This is a genomic window from Neobacillus sp. DY30 (assembly GCF_030123065.1).
Lineage (GTDB): Bacteria > Bacillota > Bacilli > Bacillales > Cytobacillaceae > Neobacillus.
The window spans coordinates 5,183,996-5,202,120 of the sequence record NZ_CP126093.1 but is presented as its reverse complement, the minus strand read 5'-3'; the positions used below and the strand labels follow the sequence as shown (position 1 = coordinate 5,202,120).

The following is an 18,125-nucleotide window of genomic DNA, read 5'->3' as shown; positions in this document are numbered from 1 at the left end:
CGGTGACAGGCACCAAATATGCAAAAACACGCTGTTATGCAGCGTGTTTTTGTATATTTGGAATATCTTCCATTGTGCTGGAATTGCTTCTAACCCTTCTCGTACGGGCTTTGGTTGTGGTATACTACATAAGTTAGTTTATTGTATAGATGGAGGTCTCCATGGTTAAAGATTCGAAAGCAAGAATTCAAAAGGGAAAGATCCTGTCATTTGTTCCGACTGGGGAATATTATTTCACGAAGGGTATTAAGGCATACCATCGCCGTGATTTTAAAAAAGCTAAAAAGTATCTCGGGCGGGCGATGCAGCTGGAGCCGGGTGAACCGATGATAACCTGTCAGCTTGCCATAGTTTCAACGGAACTTGGTGAGTTTGAAAATTCTAATCGACTCTTGCATTTAATCCTTGAAGATCTTGATGAAGATATGGCAGAATGTCATTATTTTTTAGCAAATAATTATGCTCATATGGGTTTATTTAAAGATGCATATCATCACGCAAATTTGTATTTAGAATTGGATCCAAATGGTGATTTTATTGAAGATACACAAGACCTTCTAGAGCTGTTATCGTTTGAGGCAGAGGGGTTAGAAGATGAGCTTTATGAACAGGACGATCTTATCATTAAGCAGGAACAGGCTCGTGATTTATTGGAATCAGGTTATTTTCCAAAAGCGATTGAACTGTTAAACGATGTTGTGGAAGCATATCCTGAATATTGGTCTGCCTATAATAATTTAGCTCTTGCTTATTTTTACTTAGGCAAAACAAAAAAAGCAGAATCCATTCTTGATGATGTGTTAGAAAGAAATCCAGGAAATCTTCATGCGTTGTGTAATAGGCTAGTGTTTGCCCATTATCAGGGTAAAACTAAAGCTGTCACACGTTTAATGGAATCGTTAAAGAAAATTCAGCCTATGCTTATTGATCATCAATTTAAATTAGGTGCAACCTTTGCCTTAATTGGTGAGTATGAACCAGCCTATTTTTGGCTGAAAAAGCTGCAAAAAAAAGGTTTTGAAGGCGACGGTCCATTTTACTATTGGTTAGCCTACTCAGCTTATTTTACAGGACGAGAAAACTTTGCAAAAAGCATTTGGAAGGTTGTCCTTGAGCATACCCCTGATAAGGAAGGGTTTGAACCATGGAATGTGGAAAAACCAATTGCAAATGGGTTCGAGGATCATTCGGGATCTATTTTTCAAAAACTAGAAAGTGATTACATGGAAGAGCGATTATTTGCTTTATTCCTGGCTTCTGTCTCTGGTAAAACAGAAGAAATCTTTACTTCCAAACGTTTTTATCAAAATCAAAAGCTTACAACATTAGAAAAAAGTTATGTTTCTTTAATAAAATCAGGTACTCCTTCAGCGATACTCGATGCACAGGAAATTGCCGAGGTCCTATATGAAAAACATCAGCCAATCGGAACGGTTGAATCAGGTTTATATTTAATGTGGTTTTCCGTGTTTGTAGAATTGTCTAAGTCAGAGATTAACTTGAACAACAAGCGGGCTTGGGCAGGTGCAATGGAATATGTCTGGTACAAGGCAAGCAATGAAAAAGTATCACAGCAAGAAATTGCCAAACGGTACGATATCTCACCGGCAACCATTGGCAAATATGTGAAAATTGTAACTCAACATCTAAATTAAGCAGATAAATGGACTTCAATGCAATTGTTTAATACGATTAAGTAGGTAATACTAAACTTAATCGTATTTTTTTATATTTATATCTAGCTGCAGCGCCTAGGGGCTCGGGGTCATAAGCTTGTCTAGTTGCGGCTCCTTGGGACTCGAGGAATAAGCCACCCCATGAAGAAGGCAAAAAGCGCCTTCTTTCATGGTTCGTCTTATTCCTTCGTCCCAGGACAGTCGCCTCCACATTTCTGACAATCCGTCAAGAAGGTTAAAAAGCGAACCTTCATGCCGGCTTGTCTTATGCCTGTCGCCCCTGTGCAAGGCGCTTCCGCTTTTAAATAAGGGAGTGACGAACATGTCTGAGGAAAAAATCTATGATGTGATTATCGCTGGTGCTGGTCCTGCTGGAATGACAGCTGCTGTTTATACATCACGTGCAAATCTTTCTACACTTATGATTGAACGTGGTATGCCTGGTGGTCAAATGGCAAACACGGAGGATGTTGAAAACTATCCTGGTTTTGAAAGCATTCTAGGGCCAGATTTATCAACAAAAATGTTTGAGCATGCGAAAAAGTTCGGTGCAGAATATGCATATGGAGATATTAAAGAAATTATTGATAATGGTGATGTGAAAACCGTTGTTGCTGGCTCAAAGCAATACAAAGCCTATTCAGTTATTATTTCAGCAGGTGCTGAATATAAAAAAGTAGGCGTACCCGGTGAGAAGGAACTTAGCGGCCGCGGCGTATCTTATTGTGCAGTTTGTGATGGGGCGTTTTTTAAAGGAAAAGAATTGTACGTCATTGGCGGCGGAGACTCTGCAGTTGAGGAAGGAGTTTACTTAACTCGTTTCGCATCTAAGGTAACGATTGTGCATCGCCGTGATGAACTGCGTGCACAGAAAATTCTCCAAGATCGAGCTTTTGCCAATGAAAAGGTTGACTTCATTTGGAATCACACGATTAAATCGATTAATGATAAAGAAGGAAAAGTGGGAAGCGTTACACTTGTTTCTACGCAAACAGGAGAAGAACAGGAGCTGCCTGCAGACGGTGTTTTCATTTATATTGGAATGATTCCACTCTCTAAACCATTTACAAACTTAGGGATTACAAATGAAAACGGCTATATCGAGACAAACGAGCGAATGGAAACAAAAGTACCAGGAATCTTTGCAGCAGGAGATATTCGCGAGAAAACACTAAGACAAATTGTTACAGCTACTGGTGATGGCAGCATCGCTGCACAGAGTGTGCAGCACTATGTAGAGGAACTGAAAGAGGAATTGAAAATTAAGAAGTAAATTTACATTTTCTTCATAATCGTAACTCCGTTTTAATTCTCTTGTAACAGTGGTGAAATATTAATAAGGTACAATGATTATAAGAATTGACCCCCTTTAAAATATTCACTTGGTGCACAGGCAGAAAACGCCTGTGCTATTTTTTTTTGTATAGCTGCAACACCGGCAGGAGAATTTCCATTTTTCTGCTTTACATATTTTTAACAGAATAAAGAAATTTGATTTGTTTGTGACCGCTTACCAAAAAGAGTATAATAAGAAGAATAAATCTACGCTATTTTACTATTGAACAGCTTTATTATTAAATGAGAAAGAAATATTTAACTTTGAGAAATGTCTAGCCCAGCTAGGGGCTTTCGCTTTTCTTGTTAGAGGGTGTTTGTTGTGCAGCGTGTCACCAATTGTGTATTAATTAGAGATAATCAAGTATTAATGTTGAAGAAACCGCGCCGCGGCTGGTGGGTAGCACCGGGTGGCAAGATGGAGCCTGGCGAGTCAGTTAGAGATTCGTGTATTCGTGAGTACCGGGAGGAAACTGGAATTTACTTAAAAAATCCACAATTGAAGGGGATTTTTACATTCATTATAAAAGAAAATGATCAGGTTCTATCTGAGTGGATGATGTTTACCTTTTTTGCAACCGATTCTGATGGGATGCGTTTTGACGAATCGGATGAAGGAAAGCTTGAATGGCAGCAGCTTGATCAACTTAAAAACCTGCCAATGGCGGCCGGAGACTATCATATTATTGATTACATGATACATGGAAATGGAATTATTTATGGTACTTTTACATATACCAAGGACTTTCAACTAATCAGTTATCGATTAGATCCAAGTTAATAGGAGGGGGAAAATAAATGAGTACCGGGTCAACAAATGAAACACAAATGGTCATTATTACGGGGATGTCTGGAGCCGGAAAAACGGTTGCAATCCAAAGTCTAGAGGATTTAGGTTTTTTCTGTGTAGATAATTTACCGCCGACTCTGCTTCCAAAATTCCTTGAACTTATGAAGGAATCTGGGAATAAAATGAATAAAGTAGCATTGGTGATGGATTTAAGGGGAAGAGAGTTCTTTGACCATTTGTTTAAAGCGCTTGATGACCTTGCAGAAACCTCATGGGTGAGCCCGCAAATCCTGTTTTTAGATGCAGACGATGCTACTTTAGTACGAAGATATAAAGAAACAAGAAGATTTCATCCTTTGGCACAATCTGGACTGCCGCTGGAAGGAATCAAATTGGAGAGGGAATTGCTTGATGAATTAAAGGGCAGGGCCCAGGTTATTTACAACACTTCCCAAATGAAACCGCGTGAATTACGCGAAAAAATTATAACGGAATTTACTACGAATAAAAAATCAATTTTTACTGTAAATGTCATGTCCTTCGGATTTAAACATGGAATTCCAATTGACGCAGACCTCGTTTTTGATGTGCGTTTCCTGCCTAACCCGCATTATATCGATCACATGAGGCCTAAAACAGGATTAGATCAAGAAGTTTCAAGTTATGTTTTAAAATGGAACGAAACGCATAAATTTCTAGAAAAGGTTACAGATTTACTAAGCTTTATGCTTCCGCATTATAAGCGGGAAGGAAAAGCACAGCTTGTGATTGCAATAGGCTGTACAGGAGGACAGCATCGCTCCGTAACTCTGGCAGAATATCTTGCTAAATACTTTGAAAAAGATTACAAGACATTCGTTTCACACCGTGACATTGAGAGGAGAAAGGAACAGACGACATGAAGGACTTAGGACAGCCAAGAATCGTCATCATTGGCGGTGGAACAGGATTGCCGGTTTTATTACGAGGATTAAAACAATATCCGGTTGATATTACCGCCATTGTAACGGTTGCGGATGATGGCGGCAGTTCAGGCAGGCTTAGAGATGACCTGCAAATCCCGCCGCCTGGGGATATCCGAAATGTATTAGCTGCACTATCCGATGTTGAACCGCTTGTGGAGGAGATGTTTCAACATCGTTTTAAGACCTCCAATGAGTTATCTGGGCATTCACTTGGTAATTTAATACTGGCAGCCATGACATCAATTACCGGAAACTTTGTTCACGCCATTCAAGAAATGAGTAAGGTGTTAAATGTTCGCGGTAAGGTTCTGCCTGCAGCCAATCAAAGTGTTGTGCTTCATGCAGAAATGGAGGATGGTTCAGTCGTATCAGGTGAATCCAAAATTCCTTACTCAGGCAAAAAAATAAAAAAGGTTTTTTTAACACCAGAGATTATCACTCCTTTGCCAGAATCCATCCAAGCCATTAGACAAGCGGATTTAATTATTATCGGACCTGGAAGTTTATATACCAGTGTCTTACCGAATCTGCTTGTACCAAAACTAGGTGAAGAAATTTGCCGTTCTCACGCTAAAAAGGTGTATATATGCAATTTAATGACACAAGCTGGTGAGACACATGGATACACAGCGAGTGACCATATTAAAGCCATTTATGATCATATGACCTGTGCTTTCATGGATACGATATTAGTAAATGATAAAGAAATTCCTGAAGACATCCAGCTCCGGTATAATGAAGAGCTTGCTGATCCAGTTCATTATGATTTGGAACGCATCTCTGAGCTTGGACTTGAAGTGGTTCATGCGGATATAGCTGTACAAGAAACTGGCGTTTTGCGCCATGATCCGAAAAAAGTAGCAAAAATATTATATAATATTCTAATAAGTGAAACCAAACAGCGATATAAAGCGTAAATACTAATGCACGTGCAAAAGGGGGTGAAGGGATGTCTTTCGCTTCGGAAACGAAAAAAGAATTAACGAATTTAGAAATAAAGCAATGCTGCACACAAGCGGAACTTTCCGCACTCATCCGAATGAATGGGTCGATGTCATTTTCAAACCGTAAGTTAGTTGTTGATATTCAGACTGAAAATGCAGCCATTGCTCGAAGGATTTATACGTTAATTAAAAAGAGCTATGATGTTCCCGTAGAACTGCTTGTTCGAAAAAAAATGAGATTAAAAAAGAATAATGTTTATATTGTCCGTTTGTCACAGCAGGCTAAGGAAATACTAGAGGATATGAAAATCCTTGGTGAAGGATTTACCTTCATCCATGACATAGATAGTGATCTTGTGAAAAAGAAATGTTGCAGGCGTTCTTATTTACGGGGAGCGTTTCTGGCTGGAGGCTCCGTAAATAATCCGGAAACGTCATCATATCATTTGGAAATTGCTTCACTATACAAGGAACATAATGATTCCCTGTGTGAACTAATGAATAAATTTGATCTGAATAGCAAGACACTTGAGCGAAAAAAAGGCTATATTACTTACTTAAAAGAAGCAGAAAAAATAACCGAGTATTTAAATATTATTGGTGCCGTTAATGCTCTTCTTCGCTTTGAAGATGTGCGGATTGTAAGAGATATGCGGAATTCTGTAAATCGTTTAGTTAATTGTGAAACTGCGAACTTAAATAAGACAATTGGTGCTTCTATCCGGCAGGTTGAAAATATAAGGTATATTAACGATACGGTTGGATTGCACATTTTACCAGAAAAGTTAAGAGAAATTGCAGAACTCCGGCTCCACTATACGGATGTAACCTTAAAGGAGCTAGGGGAAATGGTTTCCGGTGGTACAATTAGTAAGTCAGGAATTAATCATCGATTAAGAAAAATAGATGAAATTGCAGAAAAATTACGGATGGGTGAATTGGCTCCAAGAAAATAGAGGGAAAACACAAGGAGGATTTTTGTAATGGTAGAGAAACAGGTAGAAGTTAAATTAAAAACAGGTCTTCAGGCACGACCAGCAGCACTGTTTGTTCAGGAGGCAAACCGTTTTTCATCGGATATTTTTTTAGAGAAGGATGGAAAAAAAGTAAATGCGAAAAGCATTATGGGGCTTATGAGCTTAGCTGTCGGTTCAGGAGTGTTAGTTAATATTGTCGCTGACGGTGATGACGAAGAAAAAGCAATTGATGCTTTGTCTAATTTTGTTCAAAATGAACATTAAAATAAAAAGAGTTTGACCTTAAAATATGGCCAAACTCTTTTTATGTAAAAAACAGCCGGCTCGCACCGGCTGTTTTATCGTATCTTATTTGTTTTTCTTTTCTTCAATAATATTTCGAGTAATGATATGGTCAACTAAGCCATATTCTTTCGCTCTATCAGCTGTCATAAAGTTATCGCGGTCAGTGTCCTTTTGGATGACTTCCATCGGCTGGCCAGTGCGCTCTGCTAAGATTCCATTCAATTTTTCACGAAGGAATAGAATTCGCTTAGCTGCAATCTCAATTTCAGTTGCCTGCCCTTGTGCGCCGCCTAATGGCTGATGAATCATTACTTCTGCATTTGGCAGGGCATAACGCTTACCTTTTGTACCTGCTGCAAGTAAGAATGCGCCCATAGAAGCAGCCATACCGATACAAATCGTTTGCACATCTGGCTTAATGAACTGCATGGTGTCATAAATGGCCATACCAGCAGTAATACTGCCGCCAGGGCTGTTGATATAGATGGATATATCCTTTTCAGGGTTTTCAGCTTCTAGGAATAGTAATTGTGCCACAATGCTGTTCGCAACATGATCATCAATCCCGCTGCCCAGCATAATAATACGGTCTTTTAAGAGACGAGAATAAATGTCATAGGCTCTTTCTCCGCGGTTTGTTTGTTCAATAACTGTAGGAATCAAATTCATTTTTCTTCCTCCTTTAAGTATGAATGGTTTTAACTTATGTATAGTAATCATACACTGATGGTCAATTAAGGTCAAACAATTCGCCTTTATATTTGTTCGACATCTTTCCCTAATACATCATACCCGCTGGTGATTTTTTTAAACCTATCCTACTTGCAAAGTTTCGTAAATTGGCATATAATATCTAAGTCGCATATATGCGCTCGTGGTGCAACGGATAGCACGTAAGATTCCGGTTCTTAAAATGGGGGTTCGATTCCCTCCGAGCGCGTCATCTAAAACCTCTTGTTACTTGTTAACAGGAGGTTTTTTTCTTTCTGACAATTAATAACCATACACGAAATCCTTATCATCATGTAAAATAGAGCAAGGGGGGAGATAGTATGGATATCAAAGCAGGTTTATGGCAACAGCAAACATTGAAATTGGCGATGACGCAGGAATTGACTCAAGCGATTACGCTCTTACAATATTCAGCACAAGAGCTAATGTCTTTCTTAGAAAACAAGGCGCTCGAAAATCCCCTTATTCAGGTAGAAAATAATACGATCCAGCCTATTAATCCATTAATTGACCGAAATCGGCGCAAACATACTAAAAATACAGAAAATGAGTGGATTGAACAAATTGCTGCAAAATCAACTTCGCTTCAAGACCAATTAATTAGTCAGCTTAACTTAAATAAATACTCTGCAAAACAATTAAAGGTTATAAAATATCTAATCGACAACCTGGATGTAAACGGATACTTATCCGCAGATCCTGTTGAAATCTCCAAACATTTAGGTGTACCTCTCGAGTTGGTAGAGGAGAGCATTATTGTAATCCAGACATTAGAGCCGGCTGGGATTGGGGCGCGTGACCTTCAAGAATGCTTACTAATACAAATAGAACGGGAAAACCTAGAAGATGACTTGGCACTAACCATTCTAACTCATTATTTTCAACCCTTTGCCGAAAAGAAATGGAAGCAAATTTCGAAAGAATTGCAGATTCCATTACAAAAAATTCAAGAGATTTTTGATACTATCCAGCAGTTAAATCCACGTCCCGGGTCGTTGTTGGAGCAGGAAGCTCCTTCATATATTATACCTGATGCCATCGTTGAACGGTTTGAGGATGGTTTTTCAGTACGGTTATGTGATGATATAATTCCTAAACTAAGTTTCAATGACCACTATTATCAAAAACTTACCTCCACTCAGGATTCTCAGGTAAGCCGCTTCCTGCAAGAAAAAGTTCAGGATTACCAGTGGATCATGAAAAGTATTGAGCAGAGGAAGGAAACGTTAACTAAAGTCGTGAGTAAAATCGTGGAAAAGCAAACCCAATTTTTTCAAAAAGGCAGTGAATTTCTAGTTCCCATGACCATGAAAGAAGTGGCAAGTGAACTTGATATCCATGAATCTACTGTCAGCCGGGCTGTGAAGGAGAAATATGTGCAGACACCTATCGGAACGTATTCACTGAAGTCCTTCTTTACTAGCACGATTCAAACGGTTTCAAATGAAAACGCTTCTTCGAAGCAAGTAAAAAATGAAATCTCTGCGTTGGTTGCAAAAGAAAACAAACAAAGGCCACTTTCGGATCAAGAAATTGTCGAATTGTTAAAGTCGAGTCAAGGAATTGTGGTTTCGAGAAGAACGGTTGCAAAATATCGAGATCAACTTGGTATAGCCTCTTCTTCCAAAAGAAAAAGGTTCGATTGAAAGGAAACAAATTAATGAAACAAACAATCATTACTCTTTATACTAGAAAACGCTGTTCTCTTTGTGACAAAGCCAAAAACATGATTGATGAACTAAAGGAAGATTGGAATTTTACTTTAGAAGAAATTGATATAGATACAAGTGATGAGTTAACAGAATTGTACGGAATCATGATTCCAGTCGTTCAGATTGATGGGGAAGAAGTCGCTTTTGGAATTATTAACAAAATTGACATAAGTAAACGTTTGCAAGAAAAAACGGAAAACTTTTAAGTTGAAAAAGGTTTTTACTCCTGTTAGAATGAAAATTGTTAGCAGGGGTGATTTTTTTTCGATGAAGTGGGACATAATTTGTCTAGGGTGGACATTTTGTGACCAGTTACATATATTAAAGGAGCAGGACAATATGCAATCACTCATCGATATTCAAAAAAGATTATTACCTGATCTCCTTCAAGTTCTACATAAACGATATTCTATCCTCAGACATATCGGTTTTATGCAGCCAGTGGGAAGAAGGAGTCTTGCTTCCAACCTTGGGTACACGGAAAGAGTTTTGCGCAGTGAGGTTGATTTTCTAAAGGAACAAAATCTTGTTTCAATAAACAATATTGGAATGAGTTTAACTTCCGAAGGGAAAAATTTACTAGAAGATTTAGAAGGACTCATCCGAGAATTAATCGGTATTGATGTAATGGAGTTGGAATTGAAACACCGCCTTAAGATTCAAAAGGTTATTATTGTTCCTGGAAATAGTGATGAATCCCAGATGGTAAAAGAGGATTTAGGCAAGGCTTGTGCCTATTGCATGAAAAAATATCTAACTGGGAAAAATATTATCGCTGTTACTGGCGGATCAACGATGGCGGCTGTCGCAAACGTGCTTACTCCCGAGCTTGGGAAAAAGGAATTATTGTTTGTACCGGCACGCGGCGGAATTGGTGAGGATGTCCAGAACCAGGCAAATACAATAAGCTCAATTATGTCAAAAAATACACAGTCTAAGCACCGTGTATTCTATGTACCCGATCAAGTTAGTAACGAAATTTATCAATCCCTTATAAAAGAACCTGAAATTCATGAAGTTTTGAACTTAATTAAATCTGCAAGCATGGTTCTTCATGGAATTGGGGACGCTATTACAATGGCTGAAAGACGAAAATCAAGACCTGAGGTTATCCAGAAGCTAGAAGCGAATGCTGCTGTAGGCGAAGCTTTCGGTTACTATTTTAATGAAAAAGGTGAAATCGTCCACAAGGTGTTAACGATTGGACTTCAGCTAGAAGACCTTTCACAGATACCCAAGGTAATTGCAGTTGCCGGCGGCGCCACTAAGGCGAAAGCTATTAAGGCCTATATGAAAAAAGCACCTGCCTCGACAATTTTAATTACCGACGAGGGTGCAGCAAGAAAGTTATTAAAAGGTTAATCCCTTTTTAAATAAGGCTGTTTTCTAAGAAAAGAGCCTAAATAATAAAACCTTTTTAAATACAAGGAGGAAAATAAAATGACAGTAAAAGTTGGTATTAATGGATTTGGTCGTATCGGCCGTAACGTATTCCGTGCGGCATTAAATAATGCAGAAATGGAAATCGTAGCAATTAATGATTTAACTGATGCAAAAATGCTTGCGCACCTTTTAAAATACGATACTGTTCATGGAACTCTTCAACAAGAAGTTACCGTTGACGGCGAATATTTAGTTGTTGGCAACCAAAAGGTAAAAGTAATTGCTGAACGCGATCCAGCTCAATTAGGTTGGGGAGAACTTGGTGTTGAAGTAGTAGTTGAATCTACTGGACGTTTCACAAAGCGTGAAGACGCTGCGAAACACCTTGAAGCAGGTGCTAAGAAAGTTATCATTTCTGCTCCAGCAGATAACGAAGATATCACTATCGTAATGGGTGTTAACCAAGATCAATACGATCCGGCAAACCACCACGTACTATCAAACGCTTCATGTACAACAAACTGTCTAGCTCCTTTTGCGAAGGTTTTAAATGACGAATTCGGAATTAAGCGTGGAATGATGACTACAATCCACTCTTATACTAATGACCAACAAATCCTTGATTTACCACACAAGGACTACCGTCGTGCTCGTGCAGCTGCTGAGAACATGATTCCTACATCAACTGGTGCAGCTAAAGCAGTTTCTTTAGTTCTTCCTGAACTTAAAGGTAAATTAAATGGTATGGCTGTTCGTGTACCAACTCCAAACGTATCAATCGTAGATTTAGTTGCTGAATTAGACAAAGAAGTAACTGCTGATGAAGTAAATTCAGCATTAAAAGCAGCTGCTGAAGGTCCATTAAAAGGAATCCTACACTACAGCGAACTTCCATTAGTATCTACAGATTACAATGGCAGCCCAGCTTCATCTTCAATTGATTCTTTATCAACTATGGTTCTTGAAGGTAATATGGTTAAAGTATTATCTTGGTATGATAACGAAGTTGGTTATTCTAGCCGTGTAGTTGACCTAATTGGTTATATCGCTCAAAAAGGACTTTAATCTTTAGTTAGCTGAGGTTGGAAAATTTCTCATCAAAAAGCTATAATGATTTAGGGTATACAAAGGGGAGCGGGGAACATTCCCCCCTTCCCTTTTTTTGTGGAATATGCTGTCAATACATAAGGAGGAGCTTTTCACATGAACAAAAAAACATTAAAAGATGTAGATGTAAAAGGAAAACGCGTTTTCTGCCGTGTTGATTTTAACGTTCCTATGCAGGATGGGAAAATCACGGATGAAACAAGAATCCGCGCTGCATTACCTACTATTCAATATTTAATCGATCAAGGTGCTAAGGTTATTTTGGCGAGCCACTTTGGACGTCCAAAAGGCAAAGTAGTAGAGGAAATGCGCTTAACTCCAGTGGGTGTAAGACTTTCTGAACTTCTTGGCAAAAACGTACAAAAGGCTGATGAGGCATACGGTGATTCTGTTAAAGCTATCATTGAATCTATGAATGAAGGCGATGTTCTTCTTCTTGAAAACGTTCGTTTTTACCCAGGAGAAGAGAAGAATGATCCTGAACTTGCAAAATCTTTCGCAGAGCTTGCTGATGTCTATGTAAATGATGCATTTGGTGCAGCACACAGAGCACATGCTTCTACAGAAGGTATTGCTCACCATCTTCCTGCAGTATCTGGTCTTTTAATGGAAAAAGAGCTTGATGTATTAGGAAAAGCTCTATCCAATCCTGAACGTCCATTTACGGCGATTATTGGCGGTGCAAAGGTTAAGGACAAGATTGGTGTTATTGAAAACCTATTAGAAAAGGTTGATAACCTAATCATTGGCGGCGGACTTGCTTATACTTTTATTAAGGCACAGGGTCATGAAATTGGTAAATCTCTTCTTGAGGCAGATAAAATCGACTTAGCCAATTCTTTTATCGAAAAAGCAAAAGAAAAAGGTGTCAATTTCTATATGCCGGTTGATGCAATCGTTGCGGATGATTTTTCTGCAGATGCGAACTCAAAGGCAGTTGCTATCAATGAGATTCCAGCAGATTGGGAAGCTCTTGATATCGGACCAAAAACAGCTGAAATTTATCGTGACGTCATTCAAAAATCAAAACTGGTTATTTGGAACGGACCAATGGGCGTGTTCGAAATCGATAAATTTGCTGGAGGTACCAAAGCTGTTGCTGAAGCACTTGCAGAGGCAGAAGGTACATATTCAGTAATTGGCGGCGGAGACTCTGCAGCAGCAGTAGAAAAATTTAATTTAGCAGAAAAAATGAGTCATATTTCAACAGGCGGCGGAGCTTCACTTGAGTTTATGGAAGGTAAGGAACTTCCAGGTGTAGTCGCTTTAAATGATAAATAATTAGAACTTTCTATCTTGAAAGGTTGTGTAACCATGCGTAAACCGATTATTGCAGGTAACTGGAAAATGAATAAGACACTTGCTGAAGCAAAAAGCTTTACTGAAGAAGTAAAAGGTCTTGTTCCACATCATGAGAAAATGGATTCCGTTATTTGTGCACCAGCATTATTTTTACAAAGTCTTGTGGAACTAACAGAAGGCAGCGATGTAAAAATAGGTGCTCAAAACATGCATTTCGAAGAAAGCGGAGCTTTTACTGGGGAAATCAGCCCAAAACCTCTTGCTGAAATCGGGGTTCAATATGTGATTCTTGGACATTCTGAACGTCGTGAAATGTTTAATGAAACCGATGAAAGTGTTAATAAAAAGACACTTTCAGCTTTTAAATATAACTTAACTCCAATCGTTTGCTGCGGCGAAACATTAGAGCAGCGTGAAAACGGTGAAACCAATGAACTAGTAGGCTCACAAGTTCAAAAAGCATTATCTGGGTTAACAGATGAGCAAGTCAAGCAAACTGTTATCGCTTATGAACCAATCTGGGCTATTGGAACAGGCAAATCTTCAACCGCACAAGATGCAAATGAAGTATGTGCTCATATCCGCCAAGTGGTAGCACAGCAATTTAGTGAAGAAGTTGCTAATGCTGTAAGAATTCAGTATGGCGGCAGTGTAAAACCAGAAAACATTAAGGAATACATGGCGCAGCCAGATATTGATGGTGCTCTTGTTGGCGGAGCCAGCCTAGAGTCAGGTTCATTCCTGCAGCTATTGGAGGCAGGAAGCTATGAGTAAGTCTCCCGTTGCCCTCATCATTCTTGATGGATTTGGATGCAGGGATGAACAAAAAGGGAATGCAGTTTATCATGCGAAAAAACCGAATTTTGATCGCTACTGGGATACTTTCCCGCACTCCCATTTAACGGCTTCCGGTGAGGCGGTGGGTCTTCCTGAGGGACAAATGGGTAACTCGGAAGTTGGTCATTTAAATATCGGTGCCGGCAGGATTGTATACCAAAGTTTAACACGTGTGAACATTGCCATTCGTGAAGGTGAATTTGTAAAAAATGAAACCATCTGCAGTGCAATGGATCATGTGAAGAAAAATGGAACAAACTTGCACTTATTTGGATTATTATCTGATGGCGGCGTACACAGTCATATTAATCATATGTTTGCTCTATTGAAGATGGCAAAAGAGGAAGGCGTAGAAAAGGTTTATATTCATGGCTTCCTTGATGGACGTGATGTCGGTCCGAAAACTGCTGCTAAATATATTCAGCAAACTTTGGATAAAATTAATGAGTATGGCATTGGTGAATTTGCTACCATTTCTGGTCGCTACTATTCAATGGACCGTGATAAGCGCTGGGAGCGTGTTGAAAAGTCATACTGCTCCATGGTTTATGGTGATGGACCTACCTACACCAATCCTTTAGATGTCGTAGAGGATTCATACCAGCATGGAATTTTTGACGAATTCGTGATTCCATCTGTAATTACAAAGGAAGATGGCCAGCCAGTTGCGACAATCAAAGACAATGACGCAGTCATTTTCTATAATTTCCGTCCAGACCGTGCAATCCAAATTTCTAATGTATTCACAAACGAAGATTTCCGTCCGTTTGACCGTGGTGAGAAACATCCGAAGGATTTATTCTTCGTGTGTTTAACACACTTCAGTGAATCGGTAAATGGATATGTTGCGTTTAAGCCTACTAACTTAGATAACACATTAGGCGAGGTATTATCGCAAAATGGATTGAAGCAATTAAGAATTGCTGAAACAGAGAAATATCCACATGTTACTTTCTTTATGAGCGGCGGCCGTGAGGACAAGTTCCCTGGAGAGGAACGAATCTTAATCAACTCTCCAAAGGTTGCAACCTATGACCTGCAGCCTGAAATGAGTGCTTATGAAGTGACAGACGCTTTACTTAAGGAAATTCAAGACGATAAATTTGACGCTATTATCTTAAACTTTGCTAACCCTGATATGGTAGGACATTCAGGTATGCTTGAACCGACTGTTAAGGCAATCGAAACAGTTGATGAATGTTTAGGTAAAATTGTGGATTTAATTCTTGAAAAAGGTGGATCAGCGATTATTACAGCTGACCATGGTAATGCAGATGAAGTTATTACCCTTGAAGGCGAGCCAATGACAGCTCATACAACAAATCCAGTTCCAGTCATTATTACAAAAAATGATGTGGAACTGCGAGAAGGTGGAATCTTAGGGGATTTAGCTCCGACGATGTTAAACCTGCTTGGTGTTAAGCAGCCAGAAGAAATGACAGGAAAAACGTTAATTAAATAATTTATATATTAAAAGGAGAGAAATTAAATGCCATTTATTGTAGATGTATATGCACGTGAAGTATTAGATTCCCGCGGTAACCCAACAGTTGAAGTAGAAGTTTTTACTGAATCCGGAGCTTTTGGCCGTGCTTTAGTTCCAAGTGGTGCTTCTACTGGTGAATATGAAGCAGTAGAACTTCGTGATGGTGACAAAGAGCGTTACCTTGGTAAAGGTGTATTAAAAGCTGTAGATAATGTAAATGAAATTATTGCTCCGCACCTTGTTGGTGAAGAGTTCAGCGTATTAGATCAAGTTGCTGTTGACCAAGCTTTAATCGAGCTTGATGGAACTGAAAACAAAGGTAAATTAGGTGCCAATGCTATTCTAGGTGTTTCTATGGCTGTAGCTCATGCTGCTGCTAACTACTTAGATATTCCTTTATATCAATACCTTGGCGGATTCAACTCTAAGCAGCTTCCAGTTCCAATGATGAACATTGTTAACGGCGGAGAGCACGCTGATAACAACGTTGACATTCAAGAATTCATGGTTATGCCTGTAGGAGCTCCTAACTTCAGAGAAGCTCTTCGTATGGGTGCAGAAATTTTCCACAGCTTAAAATCTGTTCTTAAAGAAAAAGGTCTTAACACAGCTGTTGGGGATGAAGGTGGATTTGCTCCAAACTTAGGTTCTAACGAAGAAGCTCTTCAAACAATTGTTCAAGCAATCGAAAAAGCGGGCTACAAGCCTGGTGAAGAAGTATTCTTAGCAATGGATGCTGCGTCTTCAGAGTTTTATAACAAAGAAGATGGAAAATACCACCTTAAAGGTGAAGGCGTCGTTAAGACTTCTGCAGAAATGGTTGATTGGTACGAGGATATGGCTACTAAATATCCAATCATCTCTATCGAAGACGGTTTAGATGAAAACGATTGGGAAGGCCACAAGCTTCTAACTGAGCGTCTTGGTAAGAAGGTCCAATTAGTTGGGGACGACCTATTCGTTACAAATACGAAGAAGCTTTCTGAAGGTATTGAAAAAGGAATTGGCAACTCAATCCTTATCAAAGTTAACCAAATTGGTACATTGACTGAAACATTTGAAGCAATTGAAATGGCGAAGCGTGCAGGTTACACTGCAGTTATCTCTCACCGTTCTGGTGAAACAGAAGATAACACAATCGCTGACATCGCTGTTGCAACAAATGCGGGTCAAATCAAAACAGGTGCTCCTTCACGTACAGACCGTGTAGCCAAATACAACCAATTGCTGCGCATTGAAGATCAATTAGGTGAAACTGCACAATACAACGGATTAAAATCTTTCTATAACCTTAAAAAATAATTAACTAAGCTAAGGCACTCATTGACGAATGAGTGCCTTTTTTCATATGAGATTAGAGTATAATAACTCCTAAATGCTGACACAAAAGGTAGTATTGTTAAAAGTTCAATATTATGGTACATTAGAAATACTGTAAAACTGTACGAACGAACAGGAGGTAGCCTACATGCATGCATTGGTTGTAACATTATTAGTAATCGTTAGTATTGGACTTATTCTTGTTGTCTTATTGCAATCAGGGAAAAGCGCTGGATTATCAGGTGCCATTTCAGGTGGTGCAGAAACATTATTTGGCAAGCAAAAAGCACGTGGACTTGATTTGATTTTACATCGTATTACGGTTGTATTAGCAGTTCTTTTCATTATCCTTGCTGTTTTAGTTGCATACTTCGAAGTTTAATAAAGAATGCTCAAAAACCTGGCTCATGTCAGGTTTTTTTTAATGTGCAAAACAATTGAAGGCTTTTTTCTGGAATGTTACCCAAATGTTTGCTTAAACTAAGGTAATAGATTTTTTGAGTTGAAGGAGTTTTAATCATGAAAATTGCAGCACCAAAGCCATTTACCTTTAAAGGAGGAAAACGAGCCGTTTTATTGCTTCACGGATTCACAGGTAATTCGGCTGATGTTCGGATGTTGGGACGCTTTTTAGAAAAAAGGGGATATACCTGTCATGCCCCCCATTATAAAGGACACGGAGTTCCGCCAGAAGAATTAGTACATACAGGTCCAGAAGATTGGTGGCAGGATGTTATAAATGGCTATAATTTTTTAAAAAGCCTAGGTCATGAGGAAATAGCTGTTGGGGGACTTTCACTTGGCGGCGTATTTTCCTTAAAATTGGGTTACACTGTACCTATAAAGGGTATATTTCCAATGTGTGCACCTATGTATATAAAAAGTGAAGAAGTGATGTATCAAGGAATTCTTGAGTATGCCCGCGAATATAAAGTACGGGAAGGGAAAACCGAAGAGCAAATACAATTGGAAATGAACGAGTTTGCTAAGTCGCCAATGAAAACGTTAAAGGCCCTGCAAACTTTGATTTCTGACGTCCGCAGCCATGTGGATATGATTTATGCGCCAACCTTTGTTGTCCAAGCACGACACGACAAAATGATCAACACAGATAGTGCAAACATCATTTACAATGAAGTAGAGTCCGTTAAGAAAGATATTAAATGGTACGAGGAATCTGGACATGTGATTACGCTGGATAAAGAACGTGATCAGCTTCATGAAGATATTTACGCCTTTTTAGAAAAATTAGACTGGCAGAACTAATCTCTTGA

18 protein-coding genes and 1 tRNA gene are annotated in these 18,125 nt (G+C 39.0%); 18 read left to right on the top strand and 1 reads right to left on the bottom strand.

Annotation, left to right across the window (positions count from 1 at the left end):
• The first annotated feature begins 161 nt into the window (after positions 1-161).
• The 7 genes from QNH29_RS25790 (at position 162) to QNH29_RS25760 (ending at position 6,951) form a co-directional block, all read left to right on the top strand.
• Positions 162-1,655, top strand: a complete 1,494-nt coding sequence (locus QNH29_RS25790) for a tetratricopeptide repeat protein (RefSeq protein ID WP_283862112.1) — start codon at positions 162-164, stop codon at positions 1,653-1,655.
• 343 nt (positions 1,656-1,998) lie between these two features.
• Positions 1,999-2,949, top strand: coding sequence for a thioredoxin-disulfide reductase (gene trxB, locus QNH29_RS25785; protein WP_283862111.1), 951 nt, complete (start codon positions 1,999-2,001; stop codon positions 2,947-2,949).
• 384 nt (positions 2,950-3,333) lie between these two features.
• Entirely contained in the window at positions 3,334-3,792 is a 459-nt protein-coding gene (locus QNH29_RS25780) for an NUDIX hydrolase (protein ID WP_283862110.1), read from the top strand.
• A 17-nt stretch (positions 3,793-3,809) separates the two neighbouring features.
• A complete protein-coding gene (rapZ, locus tag QNH29_RS25775) occupies positions 3,810-4,703 on the top strand; it encodes an RNase adapter RapZ (RefSeq protein WP_283862109.1) in 894 nt (297 codons plus the stop codon).
• Positions 4,700-5,683 (top strand): gluconeogenesis factor YvcK family protein, encoded by a 984-nt coding sequence (locus QNH29_RS25770; RefSeq protein WP_283862107.1) that lies wholly within the window; start codon positions 4,700-4,702, stop codon positions 5,681-5,683. Before rapZ ends, QNH29_RS25770 begins: the two co-directional genes overlap by 4 nt.
• A 32-nt stretch (positions 5,684-5,715) precedes the next feature.
• Positions 5,716-6,666 carry a DNA-binding protein WhiA gene (whiA, locus tag QNH29_RS25765; RefSeq protein ID WP_283862106.1) on the top strand — a complete coding sequence of 317 codons (951 nt, stop codon included), beginning with the start codon at positions 5,716-5,718 and terminating at the stop codon, positions 6,664-6,666.
• A 27-nt stretch (positions 6,667-6,693) separates the two neighbouring features.
• Complete coding sequence (locus tag QNH29_RS25760; protein WP_283862105.1) at positions 6,694-6,951, top strand: HPr family phosphocarrier protein; 258 nt, start codon at positions 6,694-6,696, stop codon at positions 6,949-6,951.
• A gap of 84 nt (positions 6,952-7,035) precedes the next feature.
• Here the strand turns inward: QNH29_RS25760 and clpP are convergent, their stop codons facing one another.
• On the bottom strand, positions 7,036-7,641 hold the full coding sequence (clpP, locus tag QNH29_RS25755) for an ATP-dependent Clp endopeptidase proteolytic subunit ClpP (protein ID WP_283862104.1): 606 nt from the start codon (positions 7,639-7,641) through the stop codon (positions 7,036-7,038).
• 199 nt (positions 7,642-7,840) lie between these two features.
• On the opposite strand from clpP, the gene QNH29_RS25750 reads away from it, so the two are divergent.
• The 11 genes from QNH29_RS25750 to QNH29_RS25700 all read left to right on the top strand — a co-directional run bounded on the left by QNH29_RS25750 (position 7,841) and on the right by QNH29_RS25700 (position 18,117).
• A tRNA-Arg gene (locus QNH29_RS25750) sits at positions 7,841-7,912 on the top strand.
• A 112-nt stretch (positions 7,913-8,024) separates the two neighbouring features.
• Positions 8,025-9,350 (top strand): RNA polymerase factor sigma-54, encoded by a 1,326-nt coding sequence (gene rpoN, locus QNH29_RS25745; protein ID WP_283862103.1) that lies wholly within the window; start codon positions 8,025-8,027, stop codon positions 9,348-9,350.
• 14 nt (positions 9,351-9,364) lie between these two features.
• Positions 9,365-9,622, top strand: coding sequence for a glutaredoxin family protein (locus tag QNH29_RS25740; RefSeq protein WP_283862102.1), 258 nt, complete (start codon positions 9,365-9,367; stop codon positions 9,620-9,622).
• A gap of 133 nt (positions 9,623-9,755) precedes the next feature.
• Positions 9,756-10,778, top strand: coding sequence for a sugar-binding transcriptional regulator (locus tag QNH29_RS25735; RefSeq protein ID WP_283862101.1), 1,023 nt, complete (start codon positions 9,756-9,758; stop codon positions 10,776-10,778).
• A gap of 78 nt (positions 10,779-10,856) precedes the next feature.
• Complete coding sequence (gene gap, locus QNH29_RS25730; RefSeq protein ID WP_283862100.1) at positions 10,857-11,864, top strand: type I glyceraldehyde-3-phosphate dehydrogenase; 1,008 nt, start codon at positions 10,857-10,859, stop codon at positions 11,862-11,864.
• A gap of 138 nt (positions 11,865-12,002) precedes the next feature.
• Positions 12,003-13,187: a phosphoglycerate kinase gene (locus QNH29_RS25725; RefSeq protein ID WP_283862099.1), complete on the top strand. Its 1,185-nt coding sequence runs from the start codon at positions 12,003-12,005 to the stop codon at positions 13,185-13,187.
• A 33-nt stretch (positions 13,188-13,220) separates the two neighbouring features.
• Positions 13,221-13,982 (top strand): triose-phosphate isomerase, encoded by a 762-nt coding sequence (gene tpiA, locus QNH29_RS25720; RefSeq protein WP_283862098.1) that lies wholly within the window; start codon positions 13,221-13,223, stop codon positions 13,980-13,982.
• The gene (gpmI, locus tag QNH29_RS25715; protein WP_283862097.1) at positions 13,975-15,507 is read left to right on the top strand and encodes a 2,3-bisphosphoglycerate-independent phosphoglycerate mutase; all 1,533 of its coding nucleotides are present in this window, start codon (positions 13,975-13,977) and stop codon (positions 15,505-15,507) included. Before tpiA ends, gpmI begins: the two co-directional genes overlap by 8 nt.
• Before the next feature lie 27 nt (positions 15,508-15,534).
• Complete coding sequence (gene eno, locus QNH29_RS25710; protein ID WP_283862096.1) at positions 15,535-16,833, top strand: phosphopyruvate hydratase; 1,299 nt, start codon at positions 15,535-15,537, stop codon at positions 16,831-16,833.
• 166 nt (positions 16,834-16,999) lie between these two features.
• The gene (secG, locus tag QNH29_RS25705; protein ID WP_063252070.1) at positions 17,000-17,233 is read left to right on the top strand and encodes a preprotein translocase subunit SecG; all 234 of its coding nucleotides are present in this window, start codon (positions 17,000-17,002) and stop codon (positions 17,231-17,233) included.
• Between the two features lie 137 nt (positions 17,234-17,370).
• On the top strand, positions 17,371-18,117 hold the full coding sequence (locus QNH29_RS25700; RefSeq protein ID WP_283862095.1) for an alpha/beta hydrolase: 747 nt from the start codon (positions 17,371-17,373) through the stop codon (positions 18,115-18,117).
• Positions 18,118-18,125: the final 8 nt, after the last annotated feature.

Coding starts and splice junctions, on each gene's coding strand:
- clpP (WP_283862104.1), bottom strand. CDS start 7,641: ATGAATTTGATTCCTACAGTTATTGAACAAACAAACCGCGGAGAAAGA.
- gap (WP_283862100.1), top strand. CDS start 10,857: ATGACAGTAAAAGTTGGTATTAATGGATTTGGTCGTATCGGCCGTAAC.
- QNH29_RS25725 (WP_283862099.1), top strand. CDS start 12,003: ATGAACAAAAAAACATTAAAAGATGTAGATGTAAAAGGAAAACGCGTT.
- rpoN (WP_283862103.1), top strand. CDS start 8,025: ATGGATATCAAAGCAGGTTTATGGCAACAGCAAACATTGAAATTGGCG.
- QNH29_RS25700 (WP_283862095.1), top strand. CDS start 17,371: ATGAAAATTGCAGCACCAAAGCCATTTACCTTTAAAGGAGGAAAACGA.
- QNH29_RS25770 (WP_283862107.1), top strand. CDS start 4,700: ATGAAGGACTTAGGACAGCCAAGAATCGTCATCATTGGCGGTGGAACA.
- trxB (WP_283862111.1), top strand. CDS start 1,999: ATGTCTGAGGAAAAAATCTATGATGTGATTATCGCTGGTGCTGGTCCT.
- QNH29_RS25790 (WP_283862112.1), top strand. CDS start 162: ATGGTTAAAGATTCGAAAGCAAGAATTCAAAAGGGAAAGATCCTGTCA.
- QNH29_RS25735 (WP_283862101.1), top strand. CDS start 9,756: ATGCAATCACTCATCGATATTCAAAAAAGATTATTACCTGATCTCCTT.
- QNH29_RS25760 (WP_283862105.1), top strand. CDS start 6,694: ATGGTAGAGAAACAGGTAGAAGTTAAATTAAAAACAGGTCTTCAGGCA.
- rapZ (WP_283862109.1), top strand. CDS start 3,810: ATGAGTACCGGGTCAACAAATGAAACACAAATGGTCATTATTACGGGG.
- gpmI (WP_283862097.1), top strand. CDS start 13,975: ATGAGTAAGTCTCCCGTTGCCCTCATCATTCTTGATGGATTTGGATGC.
- eno (WP_283862096.1), top strand. CDS start 15,535: ATGCCATTTATTGTAGATGTATATGCACGTGAAGTATTAGATTCCCGC.
- whiA (WP_283862106.1), top strand. CDS start 5,716: ATGTCTTTCGCTTCGGAAACGAAAAAAGAATTAACGAATTTAGAAATA.
- QNH29_RS25740 (WP_283862102.1), top strand. CDS start 9,365: ATGAAACAAACAATCATTACTCTTTATACTAGAAAACGCTGTTCTCTT.
- tpiA (WP_283862098.1), top strand. CDS start 13,221: ATGCGTAAACCGATTATTGCAGGTAACTGGAAAATGAATAAGACACTT.
- secG (WP_063252070.1), top strand. CDS start 17,000: ATGCATGCATTGGTTGTAACATTATTAGTAATCGTTAGTATTGGACTT.